Annotated in this window: 14 protein-coding genes and 3 pseudogenes; 13 read left to right on the forward strand and 4 right to left on the reverse strand. The window is 62.5% G+C overall.

Features of this window, described 5'->3' with window-relative positions:
• Positions 1–150: 150 nt before the first annotated feature.
• Positions 151–1,317, forward strand: coding sequence for an alanine racemase (gene alr / locus ACS4RS_RS00525; protein WP_439009173.1), 1,167 nt, complete (start codon positions 151–153; stop codon positions 1,315–1,317).
• 8 nt (positions 1,318–1,325) lie between these two features.
• On the opposite strand, the gene ACS4RS_RS00530 is transcribed toward alr, so the two are convergent.
• A complete protein-coding gene (locus tag ACS4RS_RS00530; protein ID WP_439009172.1) occupies positions 1,326–1,961 on the reverse strand; it encodes a LysE family transporter in 636 nt (211 codons plus the stop codon).
• Between the two features lie 163 nt (positions 1,962–2,124).
• Here ACS4RS_RS00530 and radA point away from each other — a divergent pair, with 163 nt between their 5' ends.
• From radA to ACS4RS_RS00550, 4 genes and pseudogenes are all read left to right on the forward strand, one after another.
• The gene (radA, locus tag ACS4RS_RS00535; RefSeq protein ID WP_003587521.1) at positions 2,125–3,525 is read left to right on the forward strand and encodes a DNA repair protein RadA; all 1,401 of its coding nucleotides are present in this window, start codon (positions 2,125–2,127) and stop codon (positions 3,523–3,525) included.
• A 90-nt stretch (positions 3,526–3,615) separates the two neighbouring features.
• A pseudogene (locus tag ACS4RS_RS00540) lies at positions 3,616–4,235 on the forward strand (CvpA family protein).
• Positions 4,236–4,385: 150 nt separating this feature from the next.
• Complete coding sequence (gene purF, locus ACS4RS_RS00545) at positions 4,386–5,876, forward strand: amidophosphoribosyltransferase (protein WP_439009170.1); 1,491 nt, start codon at positions 4,386–4,388, stop codon at positions 5,874–5,876.
• 77 nt (positions 5,877–5,953) lie between these two features.
• Positions 5,954–6,694: an SDR family NAD(P)-dependent oxidoreductase gene (locus ACS4RS_RS00550; RefSeq protein ID WP_439009169.1), complete on the forward strand. Its 741-nt coding sequence runs from the start codon at positions 5,954–5,956 to the stop codon at positions 6,692–6,694.
• Positions 6,695–6,703: 9 nt separating this feature from the next.
• Here ACS4RS_RS00550 and ACS4RS_RS00555 read toward each other — a convergent pair whose 3' ends face one another.
• Positions 6,704–7,444: a GH25 family lysozyme gene (locus ACS4RS_RS00555; protein ID WP_439009168.1), complete on the reverse strand. Its 741-nt coding sequence runs from the start codon at positions 7,442–7,444 to the stop codon at positions 6,704–6,706.
• A 296-nt stretch (positions 7,445–7,740) separates the two neighbouring features.
• On the opposite strand from ACS4RS_RS00555, the gene cysS reads away from it, so the two are divergent.
• The 6 genes and pseudogenes from cysS (at position 7,741) to cimA (ending at position 13,472) form a co-directional block, all read left to right on the forward strand.
• A complete protein-coding gene (gene cysS / locus ACS4RS_RS00560) occupies positions 7,741–9,132 on the forward strand; it encodes a cysteine--tRNA ligase (protein ID WP_439009167.1) in 1,392 nt (463 codons plus the stop codon).
• 208 nt (positions 9,133–9,340) lie between these two features.
• Positions 9,341–9,817 (forward strand): GFA family protein, encoded by a 477-nt coding sequence (locus ACS4RS_RS00565; protein WP_439009166.1) that lies wholly within the window; start codon positions 9,341–9,343, stop codon positions 9,815–9,817.
• On the forward strand, positions 9,814–10,302 hold the full coding sequence (locus tag ACS4RS_RS00570) for a GFA family protein (RefSeq protein ID WP_439009165.1): 489 nt from the start codon (positions 9,814–9,816) through the stop codon (positions 10,300–10,302). Before ACS4RS_RS00565 ends, ACS4RS_RS00570 begins: the two co-directional genes overlap by 4 nt.
• The gene (locus ACS4RS_RS00575; protein ID WP_439009164.1) at positions 10,299–10,775 is read left to right on the forward strand and encodes a GFA family protein; all 477 of its coding nucleotides are present in this window, start codon (positions 10,299–10,301) and stop codon (positions 10,773–10,775) included. Before ACS4RS_RS00570 ends, ACS4RS_RS00575 begins: the two co-directional genes overlap by 4 nt.
• Positions 10,772–11,733, forward strand: a pseudogene (gene pip, locus ACS4RS_RS00580) (prolyl aminopeptidase). Before ACS4RS_RS00575 ends, pip begins: the two are co-directional and overlap by 4 nt.
• A 125-nt stretch (positions 11,734–11,858) precedes the next feature.
• Positions 11,859–13,472: a citramalate synthase gene (gene cimA / locus ACS4RS_RS00585; protein WP_449313830.1), complete on the forward strand. Its 1,614-nt coding sequence runs from the start codon at positions 11,859–11,861 to the stop codon at positions 13,470–13,472.
• Positions 13,473–13,490: 18 nt separating this feature from the next.
• Here the strand turns inward: cimA and ACS4RS_RS00590 are convergent, their stop codons facing one another.
• Entirely contained in the window at positions 13,491–13,970 is a 480-nt protein-coding gene (locus ACS4RS_RS00590) for a GNAT family N-acetyltransferase (protein ID WP_439009162.1), read from the reverse strand.
• 312 nt (positions 13,971–14,282) lie between these two features.
• Between ACS4RS_RS00590 and rarD the strand changes: the two are divergent.
• Positions 14,283–15,191 (forward strand): annotated as a pseudogene (gene rarD, locus ACS4RS_RS00595) (EamA family transporter RarD); the annotation flags it as partial.
• Positions 15,192–15,215: 24 nt separating this feature from the next.
• Here the strand turns inward: rarD and ACS4RS_RS00600 are convergent.
• Positions 15,216–15,839 (reverse strand): LOG family protein, encoded by a 624-nt coding sequence (locus ACS4RS_RS00600; protein WP_449313982.1) that lies wholly within the window; start codon positions 15,837–15,839, stop codon positions 15,216–15,218.
• A gap of 154 nt (positions 15,840–15,993) precedes the next feature.
• On the opposite strand from ACS4RS_RS00600, the gene ACS4RS_RS00605 reads away from it, so the two are divergent.
• Positions 15,994–18,030 (forward strand): LysM peptidoglycan-binding domain-containing protein, encoded by a 2,037-nt coding sequence (locus tag ACS4RS_RS00605; RefSeq protein WP_439009160.1) that lies wholly within the window; start codon positions 15,994–15,996, stop codon positions 18,028–18,030.
• The last annotated feature ends 26 nt before the right edge of the window (positions 18,031–18,056 follow it).

Genomic DNA, 18,056 nt, shown 5'->3' on the forward strand with positions numbered 1-18,056 from the left:
TCTAAAGCGCGTCGCGATCTTTGAAATTCGCCCCCTGCACTTTAGCTCTTTGTTTTTACACATGTCGTTATCGCAAAACCGCTGCACACTTTTGCGCGACATGCTTTAGACTGGTTCAGGCGATTTCCTTCCATTAGTTCACGGCGATTCATGACAGATTTTCCTATCCCCTTCGAAGATGACGATGTTTTCGCTTCCGCCGGCCTGCGGCTGACCGTCGACCTGACCGCGCTGACGGAGAACTGGCGCGACATGGCGCGCCGCTCCGGCGCCGCGCGCGCCGCAGCCGTCGTCAAGGCGGATGCCTACGGCACGGGCATCGAGGATGCCGGCGAAGCGCTCTATATGGCGGGCGCCCGGGATTTCTTCGTTGCCACAGTCGACGAGGGCGTCACGCTTCGCCTTTATGCGCCCGAGGCGCGCATCTTCGTGCTCTCGGGCATATGGCCGGGCACCGAGCGGCGCTTTTTCGAAAACGATCTGGTGCCGGTGATATCCTCCGACGAGCAGCTCGCCTTCTGGATGGCGGTGCTTGCCGATTACGGCGATTTCCCCTGCGCACTGCAGGTCGATACCGGCTTCAATCGGCTCGGACTGCATATGGACGATGCGATTGCGCTCGCCGACGACGTTTCGCGGCCGGCGAGCTTTGCGCCGGTGCTTGTCATGAGCCACCTCGCCTGCGGCGACGAGCCCAGCCATGCGATGAACCGGCAGCAGCTCGAATCATTTCGCAGGGTTAGCGCCGCCTATGAAGGTATCGATTCAAGCCTTGCCGCCTCGGCCGGCGTTTTCCTTGGCGAGGATTATCACTTCGACCTGACCCGTCCCGGCATCGCGCTTTATGGCGGCGAAGCGGTTTGCGGCCTGGCCAATCCGATGCGGCCCGTGGCAACCGCGGAAGCGCGCATCATCCAGGTGCGCAGCGTCGAGGCCGGCGAGACCGTCAGCTATGGACGGGCGCTGCAGCTTCACCGCAGAAGCCGGCTGGCGATCGCTTCGGCCGGGTATGCCGACGGTTACATGCGCGGCCTGTCGAGCGGCGGCGTGCCGCTGCGCCAGGCCGTGCCGCAGGGCGGGCAAGGCTTCATCGCCGGACACAAGGTGCCGGTCGCCGGCCGGATCACCATGGATCTGACAATCTTCGATATCACCGACCTGCCCGACAACGCCGTGCGCGCCGGCGATTATGTCGAGCTGTTCGGAAAGAATATGCCGCTGGACGACGTGGCGCGGGCGGCGGGCACGATCGGATACGAGATCCTGACCAGCATGGGGCTGCGCCACGAACGGCGCTATGTCGTCGACGAGGAATAGCTTCCCCGTCAGCGGCTGCTGAGCGCAAGGCGGACGCCGAGCGCCAGGAAAAGCGCGCCGAGGCCGCGATCGAGCCATAGCCCGATTTTTGGATTATGCCTGAGCGCATCGGCAAGCCGCCCTCCGAGAAGGACGAGCGGCGGCTCGATGAAAGCGGCGACGACGATGATGAGCCCGCCATGCAACATGAGCTGAGCCCATGCCGGCCCTGCCCCTTCGACGACGAATTGCGGCAGGAAGGCCAGGAAGAAAATCGCCACCTTCGGATTGAGCAGCGACACCAGAATTCCCTGCCGGTAGATTTTCGACGCCGGCAACCTTTCACCGGCAGCCTTTATCAGGCCATTGCCGCCGCCGGCGCGCAAAGCCTGGATTCCCAGCCAGACGAGATAGGCGGCGCCGATCCATTTGACGGCGGAGAAAGCGACTGAAGAAGCGGCGAGGACGGCGGAAAGGCCGAGCGCTGCCATCAGAACATGCAGGCAGGCGCCGGACCAGACGCCGAACAGTGCGGAAAAACCGGCGCGTTTTCCGCCTCTCATCGTGTGACCGAGGATGAAGGCGATGTCGGGCCCGGGCGACAGATTGAGCAGAACCGCCGCCGAGAGAAATGCAAACCAGTGCGCGAGCGAATAGTCGAACATCTTCCACCGTTCAGGATGAGCAGGGGCAAAGGATAGGGACGGAGGCGCTGATGGGAAAATCATTAGTTTTGATCCGTCGCGATAGCCATTATCTCCGTCACGACAATGATCTGATGACGCACACGTCTGCTTCACTCGAGACCCCGGACTGAAAGAGTATTTGATGGCGAAGGCCAGGACACAATTCATCTGCCAAAATTGCGGCACGGTTCATAACCGCTGGGCGGGCAAATGCGAGAACTGCGGCGAGTGGAACACCATCGTCGAAGAAGACCCGATGGGCGGGATCGGCTCCGGTCCCGGCAAAACGCCGAAGAAGGGCCGGCCGGTGGCGCTGACGGCGCTGTCGGGCGAGATCGAGGAGGCGCCGCGCATCCATACCGCCATGTCGGAGCTCGACCGGGCGCTCGGCGGCGGCTTCGTGCGTGGCTCGGCGGTGCTGATCGGCGGCGATCCCGGTATCGGCAAATCGACGCTGCTGATGCAGGCTGCGGCCGCCCTTGCGCGGCGCGGCCACAAGATCATCTACGTCTCCGGCGAGGAAGCCGTCGCCCAGGTCCGGCTCCGTGCGCAGCGCCTTGCGGCCGCCGATACCGACGTGATGCTGGCGGCGGAAACCAACGTCGAGGATATTCTGGCGACGCTTGCCGAGGGCAAGCGGCCGGACCTCGTCATCATCGATTCCATCCAGACGCTGTGGAGCGAGCTTGCCGAATCCGCCCCGGGGACGGTGACGCAGGTGCGCACCGGCGTGCAGGCGATGATCCGTTTCGCCAAGCAGACGGGGGCCGCCATGGTTCTGGTCGGGCATGTGACCAAGGACGGGCAGATCGCCGGACCGCGCGTCGTCGAGCACATGGTCGATGCCGTGCTCTATTTCGAGGGCGATCGCGGCCATCACTACCGCATCCTGCGCACGGTCAAGAACCGCTTCGGCCCGACCGACGAGATCGGCGTCTTCGAAATGTCGGACAAGGGACTGCGCGAGGTCGCCAACCCCTCCGAACTCTTCCTCGGCGAGCGCAACGAAAAATCGCCGGGCGCTGCCGTCTTTGCCGGCATGGAGGGCACGCGCCCGGTGCTGGTCGAAGTCCAGGCGCTGGTGGCGCCGACCTCGCTCGGCACGCCGCGACGCGCCGTGGTCGGCTGGGATTCGGCCCGGCTGTCGATGATCCTGGCGGTACTGGAAGCCCATTGCGGCGTCAGGCTCGGCCAGCACGACGTCTATCTCAATATCGCCGGCGGCTACCGCATCACCGAACCGGCGGCCGATCTCGCCGTCGCCTCGGCGCTCGTTTCCTCGCTTGCCGGTATTGCCCTTCCCGCCGATTGCGTCTATTTCGGCGAAGTCAGCCTGTCGGGCGCCATCCGGCCGGTTGCGCACACCGCCCAGCGCCTCAAGGAAGCCGAGAAGCTGGGCTTTTCCGCAGCATTGCTTCCGTCCGCCTCCGCCGAACTGCCGAAGGGTTCCGGCGGGCGCTGGAGCGAGGTCGAAAGCCTGCCGGATCTGGTTGCGCGCATCGCCGGGTCGAAGGGGGCGCTGCGTGTGGAAGACGAGGTTTGATCCTTTCATTGCCAAGATTGGTGATGATATAGGAGGCACACGATAAGGCACGACACGGCCGCCCAGCGGCAGTCCTGGAGTTGAATTTACATGCCCATTACGATTTTCGACGGTATTGTCATCGGCGTCGTGCTCTTCTCCGCCGTGCTGGCGATGGTCCGCGGCTTTTCGCGCGAGATCCTCTCGATCGCAAGCTGGGGCGGCTCGGCGGCCGCCGCCTATTACCTCTATCCGTACCTGCTGCCCTATGCGAAGAAATACACGGATGACGACCGCATCGCGATCGTTGGTTCGGCGGCGGTCGTCTTCCTGATCGCGCTCATCGTCATCTCCTTCATCACCATGAAGATCGCCGATTTCATCATCGACAGCCGTGTAGGCGCGCTCGACCGCACGCTCGGTTTCCTGTTCGGGGCAGCGCGCGGCGTGCTGTTGCTGGTCGTCGCCGTCGCCTTCTGGAACTGGCTGGTCGATGTCGACCACCGTCCGGCATGGGTCAACGAAGCGAAGTCGAAGCCCTTCCTGGACTCGATGGTCGTGAAGCTGAAATCGGTTCTGCCAGAGCAATTTGCCCAGATGATACCGGCGAGCATCCGTGATAAGCTTCAGCCGCCGGCACAGGGGGCGCTGAAGGCACCAATCCGCCGACGGGCGACCAGGCGCCGGCGGAAGACGCGCCGACCGCGCCTACACAGCAGCCGGCGAATTGACACAGTGTTCAAGAGCTTGACCTGCCATCCGGCAATTGCCATTTGAGCGGGAGTTGAAATGAGGGGTCCGGCCGGGCATTCCAGCTCTGTCGGGCTTCAGCTATTTCTGGAAATGCCGATCCATTCTTGTGAGAGCAGAGGCCCGCAGAAATGAACCAGTCCCATTCCTTCCCGACCGACGATCCGCTCGACGGAGATACGCTGCATGAAGAATGCGGGGTGTTCGGAATTCTGGGACATCCCGATGCCGCGGCACTCACGGCTCTCGGCCTGCATGCTCTGCAGCATCGCGGGCAGGAAGCGGCCGGCATCGTCTCGTTCGACGGCAAGCGCTTCTACCAGGAGCGCCACATGGGGCTCGTCGGCGATCATTATACCAATCCGATGACGCTCGCCCGCCTGCCCGGCAGCATATCGATCGGTCATACGCGCTACTCGACAACCGGCGAAGTGGCGATGCGCAACGTGCAGCCGCTCTTTGCCGAACTTGAGGAAGGCGGCATCGCCATTGCCCATAACGGCAATTTCACCAACGGCCTGACGCTGCGCCGCCAGATCATCGCGACCGGCGCCATCTGTCAGTCGACCTCCGATACCGAAGTGGTCCTCCACCTCATCGCCCGCTCGCGCCACGCCTCCACATCCGACCGCTTCATCGACGCCATCCGCCAGATGGAGGGCGGCTATTCGATGCTTGCGATGACGCGCACCAAGCTGATTGCCGCGCGTGACCCCACAGGCATCCGCCCGCTTGTGATGGGCGAACTCGACGGCAAGCCGATCTTCTGCTCGGAAACCTGCGCACTCGACATTATCGGCGCCAAGTTCATCCGCGATGTCGAAAACGGCGAAGTCGTCATCTGCGAAATCCAACCTGACGGCTCGATCAGCATCGATGCGCGCAAGCCCGGCAAGCCGCAGCCCGAGCGCCTCTGCCTGTTCGAATATGTCTATTTCGCCCGGCCGGATTCGGTCGTCGGCGGCCGCAACGTCTACACGACGCGCAAGAACATGGGCATGAACCTCGCCAAGGAATCACCTGTCGAGGCCGACGTGGTCGTGCCGGTGCCGGATGGCGGCACGCCGGCGGCGCTCGGCTACGCACAGCAAAGCGGCATTCCCTTCGAATACGGCATCATCCGCAACCATTATGTCGGCCGCACCTTCATCGAACCGACCCAGCAGATCCGCGCCTTCGGCGTGAAGCTGAAGCATTCCGCCAACCGGGCGATGATCGAAGGCAAGCGCGTGGTGCTGGTCGATGATTCCATCGTGCGCGGCACGACGTCTCTGAAGATCGTGCAGATGATCCGCGAGGCCGGCGCGCGCGAAGTCCATCTGCGCGTCGCCAGCCCGATGATCTTCTTCCCCGACTTCTACGGCATCGACACGCCCGATGCCGAAAAGCTCCTGGCCAACCAGTATGCCGATGTCGAAGCCATGACCAAATATATCGGCGCAGATCTGCTTGCCTTCCTGTCGATCAACGGGCTCTACCGCGCCGTCGGCGGCGAGGATCGCAATCCGGCCCGCCCGCAGTTCACCGACCATTACTTCACCGGTGACTATCCGACCCGCCTGCTCGACAAGAACGGCGAGTCGATGGGCAACAAGCTTTCGATGCTTGCCAGCAACGGCTGAGCCGCCGCTGCTTTAACCTCCCTTCCGAGGGGCTGTTACGCCCCTCGCCTTCGCAAGCAAATCCGGAACCGGAGCAGATGAACATCAATCTTGAGGGCAAGATCGCACTCGTCACCGGTGCATCGCGCGGCATTGGCTATTTCACGGCGCTGGAGCTTGCGAAAGCCGGCGCCCACGTCATCGCCTGCGCCCGCACAGTCGGCGGTCTCGAGGATCTCGACGACGCGATCAAGGCCGTCGGCGGCACGGCGACGCTAGTGCCCTTCGACCTGGCCGACATGAACGCGATCGACGCGCTCGGCGGCTCGATCTTCGAACGCTGGGGCAAACTCGATATCCTCGTCGCCAATGCCGGCGTGCTCGGCGTCATCTCGCCGATCGGCCATATCGAGGCGAAGGTGTTCGAGAAGGTGATGACCATCAACGTCACCGCGACGTGGCGGCTGATCCGCTCGGTCGATCCGCTGCTCGCCCGCTCGGATGCCGGCCGCGCCGTCATCCTGTCATCGGGTGCCGCCCATAAATGCCGGCCCTTCTGGAGCGCCTATTCCGCCTCCAAGGCCGCCGTCGAGGCGCTGGCCCGGACTTGGGCCGGCGAGAGCCAATCGACGCCCTTGCGCATCACCAGCGTCGATCCGGGCGCGACCCGCACGGCGATGCGCGCCCAGGCGGTGCCGGGCGAAGATCCGCAAACGCTGCCGCATCCTTCCGAGGTCGCCAAGGCGATCCTGCCGCTGCTCGGTCCCGGCGTGACCGAGACGGGCAAACTGTTCATCGTGCGGGAAAACAAGCTCGCCGATTACCGGCTGCCGGAATAAGCTAGGGCCTCACTTGGCTGCAACGACCGGGAAAAGATGCGCGAAGCCTGTCTCCGACGGGCAGAGCGCATTGAGGTCCACCGCTCCCTGAATGCCGTCGACACTGCCGTTGTCGGCAAATTGCCAGATCGACCAACGACCGCATGCTTCCTGCGCCGGCTCCTGGAATACGCTCCGCAGCCAGAGGTAATGGTCGGGGAAGCGTGATTCATTGCCTTTCAGATACTGATCGTAGAATTCCTGGGTGACGTAGAAAATCGGCTTTTCCGGAAAGGTGCCCTTCAGCTCGGTGAAGAAGGCGTTGACCTCTGTCGCCATTTCCTCAAGCGTCGGGACCTTGCGGCAATTGCCGACAAACTCCAGATCGACGGCGATGGGCAGGGTTCCCGGCTGCTTCGGCACGGTCGCCAGGACATTCTGCGCCTGATCCTTGCCCGGGCGGCAGAAGGTGAAGAAATGATAGGCGCCCCTGACCATTCCGGCATCGCCGGCGCGCTGCCAATTGTCGGCAAACCTCGAATCTTTGTGATCTCCGCCTTCGGTCGCCTTCATGATTGCGAAACGGACGTTCGGCTGCGAGGCCACCGTCTTCCAATCGATATCACCCTGGTGATGGCTGACATCGATACCCTGGATCGGATAGCGGCTCAAAGATGGATTGTTGAAGCGAAACATGCCGAAATCGTATGCGAAATATGCGGCGGATGCGACTGCCAGAATTACAGTCGCGCCAAGAGTCCATCGGCCCATTCGTCTCACGCATTTCCCCCTGTTTTCAGTCGCTTCGCCCCTGCCTATAAGCGATTTGCGCCGCGAAAATGGCGGACAAGCCGCGCCGCCGGGATCGTTGCTCGCCCCTCTTGACCAAACGTCATTCCCACGCCATAAAACGCGGCATGAAAACGGTTATCTGCATTATCTGCGGAAAGATTATTCGCTAGCGCAAGCGCTGGCCCGGCCGTTTTCGTCTCCCAAATAGTCAAGATGCGAAACGCCCCGGTCCGCCGGTCGCGATATTTTTCTGATTGTGCTTATGGGAGAGTGGAATGGGCGGCATGCCGGAACTGAAGCTGTACAATACGCTGACACGGGAAAAATCGGTCTTTGCGCCGATCGATCCCGACAATGTCCGCATGTATGTCTGCGGCCCGACCGTCTATGATTTCGCTCATATCGGCAACGCCCGCCCGGTCATCGTCTTCGACGTGCTGTTCCGGCTGCTGCGCCATGTCTATAGCGAGGATCACGTCACCTATGCCCGCAACATCACCGACGTCGACGACAAGATCAATGCGCGGGCGCTGAGAGATCACCCGGGCCTGCCGCTCAATCAAGCGATCAGGGCGGTCACTGAAAGGACCGAGACGCAGTTTCACGCCGATGTCGCCGAACTCGGCTGCCTGGAGCCTGATGTCGAGCCACGCGCCACCGACAATATCAAAGAGATGACCGAGATCATCGAGAAGCTGATCGCCAACGGCCATGCCTATGTGGCGGCGGGCGAAGTGCTGTTCGACACCAAGTCCATGGCGGATTACGGCCAGCTTTCGAAGCGCCCGCTCGACGAACAGCAGGCCGGCGCTCGCGTCGCCGTCGATGCGCATAAGAAGAACCCGGGCGATTTCGTGCTCTGGAAGCTGTCGAGCCACAATGAACCCGGCTGGGAGAGCCCATGGGGCCGGGGCCGGCCGGGCTGGCATATCGAATGCTCGGCGATGAGCCGGCGTTATCTCGGCGATATCTTCGACATCCATGGCGGCGGGCTGGACCTGATCTTCCCGCACCATGAAAACGAGATCGCCCAGTCGCGTTGCGCCCATGGCACCGAGGTGATGGCGAATGTCTGGATGCACAACGGCTTCGTGCAGGTCGAAGGCCGCAAAATGTCGAAATCCGAAGGCAATTTCGTCACCATTCACGATCTGCTGCACACGCGGATTTTCGGCGGCCGCAAATGGCCGGGCGAGGTGCTGCGCCTTGCCATGCTGATGACGCATTACCGCGAACCGATCGATTTCTCGATCAAGCGGCTGGAAGAGGCCGAACGCCTGATTGCCAAATGGCCGGCGGCGGAAGCCGGCGATGCCACGCCTGATGAAACCGTGCTGAACGCGCTCGCCGACGACCTCAACACGGTCGCGGCGGTGCAGGCCTTGCATGCGCTGGCGCAGGCCGCCCATAACGATCCCGCCGCGGCCGCCCGTTTTGCCGCGACGGCTGCTTTCCTCGGCATATTGCCGAAGAAAGCCGAAATCGACGAAGCCGTCGCAGCGGCGGTCGATGCGCTGGTCGCCATGCGTCTTGAAATGCTGAAGGCGAAAAACTTCGCCGAAGCCGACAAGATCCGCGACGAACTGACGGCGAAGGGCATCCAGCTGAAGGACGGCAAGGATGCAGCGACCGGCGAGCGGGTGACGACCTGGGGGGTCAAGCGGTGAGACCAGTGTCTTCGGATAAGGCCCCTCCCCAGCCCCTCCCCACAAGGAGGAGGGGCTACGACGCCGTACTGCTCCGAAGCGACGCCACCGCAAACGCAAACATTCGAGGCGGGAATGAAGGCGGCGCCACGAGAAAGCCCTCCCTCTTGTGGGGAGGGTTGGGAGGAGTTTTCTTTTTCGCATTCCCATTGTTGCGGAGGGATTGTCCATGACCACCTATACCGGCGGCTGTCAGTGTGGTGCGGTACGTTTTCGCGCGAGCGGCGAACTCAAGGATTCGTCGATCTGTCATTGTCGCATGTGCCAGAAGGCGTTTGGCGCCTATTATGCGCCGCTGGTCTCGGTGCGCGGCGCCGATTTCGCGTGGACGCGCGGCGAGCGGAAAAAGTTCCGCTCTTCCAATTTCGTCGAGCGCGGCTTCTGCGGCGATTGCGGGACGCCGCTCTCCTACGAGGCGCCTGACGGGGTTGCGATTGCCGCAGGCGCCTTCGACGATCCTTCGGCGTTTCCGCCGGTGGTGCAATACGGTATCGAGGGCAAGATCGGCTTCGTCGATCAGTTGCACCAACTGCCGGGGCACCGGACGGAAGAGGATGCGCAAGCCGCCCCCTTCGTGCTCGAACTCGTCTCCTACCAGCATCCCGATCATGAGACACAGGCATGGCCACCCAAGGAGCCCAGATGACAGCGGACGCGGACAAAAACGGCGGGTGCCAGTGCGGGGCGGTGCGTTACCGCGCCGAAGGCGAAGTCGGTTATCCCCATCTTTGCCATTGCCGCATGTGCCAGAAAGCGGCCGGCAATTATTTCATGCCGCTTGGCGGCGTGAAGCACAGCAATTTCACCCTGACGCGCGGCGCGGCGAAATGGTTCCACTCCTCCGACCTCGTACGGCGCGGTTTCTGCGGTGATTGCGGCACGCCGCTGTTCTACGATATTCCGGGGACGGATTTCATCAACATCACGCTCGGCTCGCTGGATGATCCCGACGCGGTCATGCCGGTGATGCAATCGAACACAGGCCGCAAGATGTCCTGGTTTCACGCGCTTGACGGCCTGCCGCTCGAACCAGAGCCTGAAACGCCTGACCGCGAGGATGCGATTGCGGCAAGCAACCATCAGCATCCCGACCACGACACGAAAAGCTGGCCACTCGGAGAAAGCTCATGACGGACACGATAAAAACAGGCGGTTGCCAATGCGGCGCCGTGCGCTTCCGCATCTCAGGCAAGCTGGGACGCCCCTCGATCTGCCATTGCCGCATGTGCCAGAAGCAGTTCGGCGGCTTCTTCTCCGCGCTGGTCACCGCGCCTGAGGAAGGGATGGAATGGACGCGCGGCGCGCCGAGCTACTTCCAGTCCTCGGTCAATATCGACCGCGGCTTCTGCAGCGATTGCGGTACGCCGATGACCTATCGCCATCCGGGCGGCTTGGAGCTTGCGATCGGCACTTTCGACGACCGCAGCGATCTGGCGCCGCTGATCCAGGTAAATTACGAGGCCCGCCTGCCCTGGGTCGAGCAAATCTTCGAGGCGCCGGTGCTGAAGGATCAGGATTTCTACGCACGGCAGGAGGCGATCATTTCCTTCCAGCATCCCGATCACGATACCGAAGTCTGGCCGGCAAAAGGCGTGAAAATATGACCGAGATTCCGCGCACGCTCTATCCCGAAATCGAACCCTATGCCGCAGGCCATCTCGATGTCGGCGATGGTCATGTGATCTATTGGGAGCGCTCGGGAACGCCTGGCGCCAAGCCGGCCGTCTTCCTGCATGGCGGCCCCGGCGGCGGCTTCTCGCCCGCCCATCGCCGGCTTTTCGATCCGGCCCTCTACGACGTCATGCTGTTCGACCAGCGCGGTTGCGGCAGGTCGGCGCCGCATGCGGAGCTCAATGCCAACACGACCTGGCACCTCGTCGCGGATATCGAGCGGCTGCGAGAAATGACCGGCGTCGACAGCTGGCAGGTGTTCGGCGGCTCCTGGGGTTCGACACTGGCGCTCGCCTATGCCGAGGCGCATCCGGCGCGCGTCTCCGAACTCATTCTGCGAGGCATCTATACGCTGACCAAGGCCGAGCTCGACTGGTACTATCAGTTCGGCGTCTCAGAAATGTTCCCGGACAAATGGGAGCGCTTCATCGCTCCCATTCCGCCCGAGGAGCGGCATGAGATGATGCATGCCTATCATCGCCGCCTGACGCATGAGGACAGAAGGTGCGCCTTGCAGCCGCAAAGGCCTGGAGCATCTGGGAAGGCGAAACGATCACGCTGCTGCCCGAGCCTTCGACGAGCGGCAAGTTCGAGGAACCGGAATTCGCCTATGCATTCGCACGCATCGAGAACCATTTCTTCGTCAATGCCGGCTGGATGGACGAGGGACAGCTGATCCGCGATGCCGGCCGGCTGAAGGATATTCCCGGCGTCATTGTCCATGGCCGCTACGACATGCCCTGCCCGGCAAAATATGCCTGGCTCTTGCACAAGGCCTGGCCGAAGGCGGAATTCCACCTGATCGAGGGTGCGGGTCATGCCTATTCGGAGCCCGGCATTCTCGATCGGCTGATCCGAGCGACGGACAAGTTTGCCGGGAAGCCGGACTGATTGTTTCAGGATTGAGGCAGCCCCTCACCCCAGCCGTCTCCCCGCGCGCGGGGAGAGGGGACGTGCCCTGCGATACGGCGCGGCATCCGCACCACAACAACACCCGCTTGCCGGGAGGAAACGACATGAAAGAACGCATCTATCTCTTCGACACGACGCTCCGGGACGGGCAGCAGACGCCCGGGATCGATTTTTCGGTCGAGGACAAGATTGCGATCGCCGCGATGCTGGACGAATTCGGCATCGATTACGTCGAGGGCGGATATCCCGGCGCCAATCCGACCGACACCGCCTTTTTCAGCGAGAAGCGCACCAGCCAGGCCCAGTTCGTCGCCTTCGGCATGACGAAGCGGGCGGGCGTTTCGGTTTCCAACGATCCCGGCATAGCCGGGCTGCTGCAGGCGAAATCCGACGCCATCTGTTTCGTCGCCAAGAGCTGGGATTATCATGTCGCGGTGGCGCTCGGCTGCACCAATGAGGAAAACCTCGAAAGCATCGCCGAAAGCGTCAAGGCGGCGGTCGGCGCCGGCAAGGAAGCTATCGTCGATTGCGAGCATTTCTTCGACGGCTTCAAGGCCAATCCGGCCTATGCGCTCGCCTGTGCCATGACCGCCTATGAGAGCGGTGCCCGCTGGGTCGTGCTCTGCGATACCAATGGCGGCACGCAGCCGCCCGAGGTACGCGCCATCGTCGAGGCGGTGATCGCTTCAGGCATTCCCGGCCGCTGTCTCGGCATCCATGCCCACAACGATACCGGCCAGGCGGTCGCCAATTCGCTGGCTGCCGTCGAAGCCGGCGTCCGGCAGATCCAGGGCACGCTGAACGGCATCGGCGAGCGTTGCGGCAACGCCAATCTGGTGACGCTGATCCCGACCTTGGCGCTGAAGAGCGCCTATAACGCACGTTTCGAAACGGCGATCGACGAGGAGCGGCTGCTCAACCTCACCCGCCTTTCACATGCCTTCGACGAGCTGCTCAACCGTTCGCCCGATCATCAGATGCCCTATGTCGGCGCCTCCGCCTTCGCCACCAAGGCCGGCATCCATGCATCGGCGCTGCTCAAGGATCCGAAGACCTACGAACATGTACCGCCTGAGAGCGTCGGCAATTTCCGCAAGGTCATGGTGTCGGACCAGGGCGGCAAGGCGAACTTCATCAACGCGCTGAAGCGGCGCGGCATCGTGGTCGCCAAGGACGATCCGAAGCTCGATCTGCTGATCTCGATCGTCAAGGACCGTGAATCGATCGGCTATGCCTATGAGGGCGCGGATGCGAGCTTCGAACTGCTGGCGCACCGCACGCTCGGCACGATCCCAGAATTCTTCACCATCGAAGGCTTCCGCGTGATGATCGAGCGCCGCTTCGACAGTCTCGGCCGCGTGAAGATCGTCTCGGAGGCGGTGGTCAAGATCACCATCGACGGCCAGACGCTGATGTCGGTTGCCGACGCCGAAGGGCCGGTCAACGCGCTTGACCTGGCGCTGCGCAAGGATTTCGGCAAATACCAGCACGAGATCGATGACCTAGTGCTCGCCGATTTCAAGGTGCGTATCCTCAATGGCGGCACGGCAGCGATCACCCGCGTGCTGATCGAATCCACCGACAGCGACGGCGTGCGCTGGTGGACGGTCGGCGTTTCCGAGAACATCATCGACGCTTCGTTCCAGGCGCTGATGGATTCCGTCATCTACAAGCTCATGAAGAACCGGCAACTGGCCGGCAAGATCGCGGCGGAATAATCTGTTCCGCCGGTTCGGCTAACCGCGGGCAAACGCCGCCAGCGTCTCGCCCGCCATCCTATAGCGGATCCACTCCTTCTGCGGCTCCGCGCCAATCGCCTCGTAGACACGGATCGAGGGTTCGTTCCAGTCGAGCACGCTCCATTCGAAGCGGCCGCAACCCTTCTCCAGCGCGATCTGCGCCAGACGCCGCAGCAGCGCCTTGCCGGCGCCCGAACCGCGCGCGTCCGGCGTTATGTAGAGATCCTCCAGATAAAGACCGTTCTTCGCTTGCCAGGTCGAATAGCTGAAGAAATAAACCGCCATGCCGATGGCTTGACCGTCGCGTTCGCAGATCAGCGCATCCGTGACTGAACCGTCCCCGAAGATCGCCGCACGCGTGCTCTCCTCGGTCGCCTCGACCTCGTGGATCGCCTTTTCATAATCAGCCAATTCGCGGACAAATCGCAGGATCGTTGCCGCGTCTGAAGGCGTTGCCGGGCGTACGGTGAGGGTCATGTGAGAGGCTCCTGGTCTGGCGCTTGGCGTTCCAGATGAAAGAACCTGCCGGGCCTGTCAACTGAATGCGCAGATCATCAGCGGGGTTTGCGAGTTTGTTCCCTCGATTGGTCCACCTGTCGCCCGCTCGCGGTAGTCTGGAACAGGATTCGGGTTTTTGGAGGCCGATATCAGCCTTTGCCGCTATCATCCGTTCATTCTTCCCCTATCCGCTTCAAATCCTCTTAGCCTTTATTCAACGAAATGAATTGGCCTATTCACGGCGCTTAAGCTAGGCCGGATCAGAAGAAGAACAAAGATGGAAACACCCCGATGTCAACCGATGCATCCGTTCCCTTGGCCAAGAACGAAGACAGTCCGCGCGGTTTTGCCTTCGCGCTGACAGCCTATCTGCTCTGGGGCTTCCTGCCGATCTACATGAAGGCGGTGGCGCATATCTCGCCGGCAGAAGTGATCGCCCACCGCATCGTCTGGTCGCTGCCGCTGGCCGGCATCGTGCTGATCGTGCTCGGGCGCACAGCGGATATCGCCACGGCGCTGCGCTCGCCGCGCATGCTGGCGATGGCGGCGCTGACGGCGTCGCTGATCACCGTCAACTGGGGCACTTATGTCTGGGCGATCGGCGCCGGCCATTCGCTCGACGCGGCACTCGGTTATTTCATCAATCCACTGTTCAGCATCTTCCTCGGCGCGGTGCTGCTGAAGGAGAGGCTGCAGCCGCTGCAGATCGCGGCGATCGCACTGGCAGCACTTGCCGTCGCCATTCTGGCATTCGACAGCGGCGGCATTCCGTGGGTGGCGCTGACGCTGGCGATCAGCTGGGGTTTCTATGCCTTGCTGCGCAAGACGCTGCCGCTCGGGCCAAACCAGGGCTTCTTCCTCGAAGTGCTGATCCTCAGCGGTCCTGCCCTGCTCTATATCCTCTATCTCGAATTCGGCAGCGGCCAGGGCCATCTCTACCGCACCGGCCTTGCCGACACGACGCTGCTGCTCGGCTGCGGCGTCATCACCGCCGTGCCGCTGATGATCTATGCCAACGGCGCCAAGCTGCTGAAGCTGTCGACGATCGGCATCATGCAGTATATCGCGCCGACGATGATCTTCCTGATCGCGGTCTTCATCTTTCACGAGCCTCTCGGCACGGCGCGCATGATCGCCTTCCCGCTGATCTGGGCGGGGCTGTTCCTCTATAGCTGGTCAATGCTGAAGGAAGCCGCGGGCGCTGAAGCCGTAGGAGCCGTTCGCCTACATCTTCGAGATCACCGCGTCTTCGCCGTCACGATCGGCGGCGAGCTGGGCTGCCTGGGCCATGATTGCCGGAATGATGCCGGAGATCTCATCGACGACGAGCGGCTGCACTCGGTGGGCGGTGTGCAGAAAGCCCTCTTCGGTCATGTGACGCATCAGCTCCATCATCGGATCCCAGAATCCGTTGACGTTGGCAAAGACCATCGGCTTTTCGTGGCGACCGAGCTGCGCCCAGGTCATGATCTCGACGATTTCCTCCAGCGTACCGATGCCGCCGGGCAGCGCGACGAAAGCATCGGAACGCTCGAACATCGTATGTTTGCGCGCATGCATGTCAGGGGTTACAATAAGTTCGTTAAGCTGACCGAGCGAGTGGCGGGTGGCTTCCATATCGATCAGGAATTCGGGGATAATGCCCGTGACCTGACCGCCGCCTGAAAGCGCGCCGCTGGCAACCGCGCCCATGATGCCTTTGGTACCCCCGCCATAGACAAGGCGCAGGCCGTATTCGGCGATCTCTCGTCCGAGAGCACGCCCGGCCGCCATGTGGGAGGGATCGCGTCCCGGCCTTGAGCCGCAGTAAACGCAGATGGATCGAATCGATACAGATTGGTCGGTCATAGAGGCAAACAACTATTCCATTTCAATGCAGTCAAGAAAATTGACTGAAAAGCAGCCTACCTAGCTTGCCGAATTGCTTTGAATGCTTGGGAAAAGCAACGGGAATCGCTAGCAATTTCGGTTACTACGGCAAATTGCCGTCTTGGGAGACAGAATGATGAAGAACCGTGCCGGCTTGCTGGCCCTTGCAGTGCTCGTAATCGCAATCCTACTGATGGTTTTTTTCGTCATGCCGCGCATCGGCGGCGATGCAGCCAAGGTCGGCGACGCTATCAATCAGGCAAGCACGGAGCTCAAGGACACGGTTAACGAGTCGGCAAAGACATCGCGCTCGGCTGTGGCCGACGCGGCCGGCGTCGCCGACAAGGTGGGGCGCCTATCGGCCAATGCGAGTGTGTCGCTTAGCGAACTCAAGGCGCTGTTTGCTGACGGCAAGGGCCCCGCCGACGACGTCTTCACCGCTGCCAAGACCAAGGCCGTCGACGCGCTGACCGCGCTTGCCGGTTTCGCAATTCCCGATGGACTTGATCCGGCGACCCAGGCACTTGCCGTCATGGCGAAGGACGGCGGCACGAAGGCGCTCGCCATTGTCCAGTCGCTGCCGGAGAACATTACCGATGCGCTTGCCGCGATCGCTAAGGCCGAGGCTGCGCTGACCGGTGCGCCTGAGCCCGCGGCGAGCACGGCAGCGGCGAATGCCGGCCCGAAGCTTCCCGCCTTCGACGTACTGCGCGTCGAGCCCGACGGCTCGACGGTGATTGCCGGCTCCGCAGAACCGAACGGCAAGCTCGAAGTGCTTGACGGCGAAAAGGTTGTGACGACAGCGAATGTCGATGCCAGCGGCGATTTCGCCGCCGTACTCGACGATCCGCTTCCGGCGGGCGACCACCAGCTGGTGCTCAAGTTTACCGGCAAGGACGGCAAGAGCACGCTTTCCGAAGAAGTCGCGACCATTTCCGTGCCGAAGGACGGCAACGGCGCCAATCTGCTCGCCATGGTTTCCAAACCTGGCGCGGCGAGCCGCATCATCACCGCGCCGAAGGCCGGCACCGAAGTCGCCGATGCCTCCAACCCGATGGCGCCGCCGGCAGACAAGCCGGCAACGGGCGAAGGTTCGGCTGCGCCTGCTGTCACCGCTGCGCCAACCGGCGATCTGGCGCTACAGATGCCTAAGCTCACCGACGCCGCCTCCGGCGACCCGGCGACGGCCATTCCCGGCATCGCCGCAGCCGACAAGTCGAATGCGCCCGATGTGATGGTCAACGCCGTCGAAATCGAGGGCAACAAGATTTTCATTGCCGGCACGGCGCGCGCCAACGCCAAGGTCCTCGGTTACGCCGACGACAGCCTTGTCGGCCAGGACACCGCCGGTTCGGACGGCCATTTCGTCATCGACGGCGTGGTGGCGCTCTCGGTCGGCGACCATAAAATCCGCGTCGACGTCGTCGATCCCACCGGCAAGGTGATCGTGCGTGCAGCGGTGAATTTCAATCGCCCCGCCGGCGACCAGGTCAGGGTCGCGGCGCAATCCGTCCCCGCCGACGCAAACGGTGCCTCCTCGATGGTGCCGCTCGACGAGGGCGAGCTCGGCAAGCGTAAAGCCGAAGTCGGCAAGGCCTTCGGCCTGCTGAAGGGGCTGTTTGCCGATGGCAAGCTGCCCGGCGCCGAACAGCTTGCGGCGGCGCGCTCGGCAACCGAATTCGCCTTGCGCTCGGTCGCAGATTTCCGTCCGGGTTCCGATGCGCCCGACACCTTCAAGCAAGCGTCCGGCGCCGCCTCGCAAACGGCGACCAGCGCATTGAAGATGCTGCAGGGCCTGCCGAAGGATGCAAAATCCGTCGGCGCAGGCCTCGACGGACTAGGGGCGATCGTCGCCGAACTCTCCGCGTCCCCCGCACCGGCGGCACCGGTCGCAAACGACGCGACAGGCAACCAGCCGAAGACGATCGAACAGGCGCCGCTGACGGCAAACAATGCGGCAGTGATTATTCGCCGGGGCGACACGCTGTGGCAGATTTCGCGTCGCACCTATGGGCTCGGCGTGCGTTACACGACGATCTATATGGCCAACGAGGACAAGATCATCGATCCGGATCGTATCCGCCCCGGCCAGATCTTCGGCCTGCCGAAAGATGTGCTGCCGAACGCCGAGGAACTGCACCGCAAGCGCCTTTCCGGCCAACACCTCTAAGCGATAAACAAAATGACGAGGCCGGG

This window comes from Rhizobium sp. F40D2, from assembly GCF_051810745.2.
GTDB lineage: Bacteria > Pseudomonadota > Alphaproteobacteria > Rhizobiales > Rhizobiaceae > Rhizobium.

Bases quoted from the DNA above. Each gene is read 5' to 3' on its own strand.
- alr (WP_439009173.1), top strand. From the start codon at position 151: ATGACAGATTTTCCTATCCCCTTCGAAGATGACGATGTTTTCGCTTCC.
- ACS4RS_RS00530 (WP_439009172.1), bottom strand. From the start codon at position 1,961: ATGTTCGACTATTCGCTCGCGCACTGGTTTGCATTTCTCTCGGCGGCG.
- radA (WP_003587521.1), top strand. From the start codon at position 2,125: ATGGCGAAGGCCAGGACACAATTCATCTGCCAAAATTGCGGCACGGTT.
- purF (WP_439009170.1), top strand. From the start codon at position 4,386: ATGAACCAGTCCCATTCCTTCCCGACCGACGATCCGCTCGACGGAGAT.
- ACS4RS_RS00550 (WP_439009169.1), top strand. From the start codon at position 5,954: ATGAACATCAATCTTGAGGGCAAGATCGCACTCGTCACCGGTGCATCG.
- ACS4RS_RS00555 (WP_439009168.1), bottom strand. From the start codon at position 7,444: ATGGGCCGATGGACTCTTGGCGCGACTGTAATTCTGGCAGTCGCATCC.
- cysS (WP_439009167.1), top strand. From the start codon at position 7,741: ATGGGCGGCATGCCGGAACTGAAGCTGTACAATACGCTGACACGGGAA.
- ACS4RS_RS00565 (WP_439009166.1), top strand. From the start codon at position 9,341: ATGACCACCTATACCGGCGGCTGTCAGTGTGGTGCGGTACGTTTTCGC.
- ACS4RS_RS00570 (WP_439009165.1), top strand. From the start codon at position 9,814: ATGACAGCGGACGCGGACAAAAACGGCGGGTGCCAGTGCGGGGCGGTG.
- ACS4RS_RS00575 (WP_439009164.1), top strand. From the start codon at position 10,299: ATGACGGACACGATAAAAACAGGCGGTTGCCAATGCGGCGCCGTGCGC.
- cimA (WP_449313830.1), top strand. From the start codon at position 11,859: ATGAAAGAACGCATCTATCTCTTCGACACGACGCTCCGGGACGGGCAG.
- ACS4RS_RS00590 (WP_439009162.1), bottom strand. From the start codon at position 13,970: ATGACCCTCACCGTACGCCCGGCAACGCCTTCAGACGCGGCAACGATC.
- ACS4RS_RS00600 (WP_449313982.1), bottom strand. From the start codon at position 15,839: ATGACCGACCAATCTGTATCGATTCGATCCATCTGCGTTTACTGCGGC.
- ACS4RS_RS00605 (WP_439009160.1), top strand. From the start codon at position 15,994: ATGATGAAGAACCGTGCCGGCTTGCTGGCCCTTGCAGTGCTCGTAATC.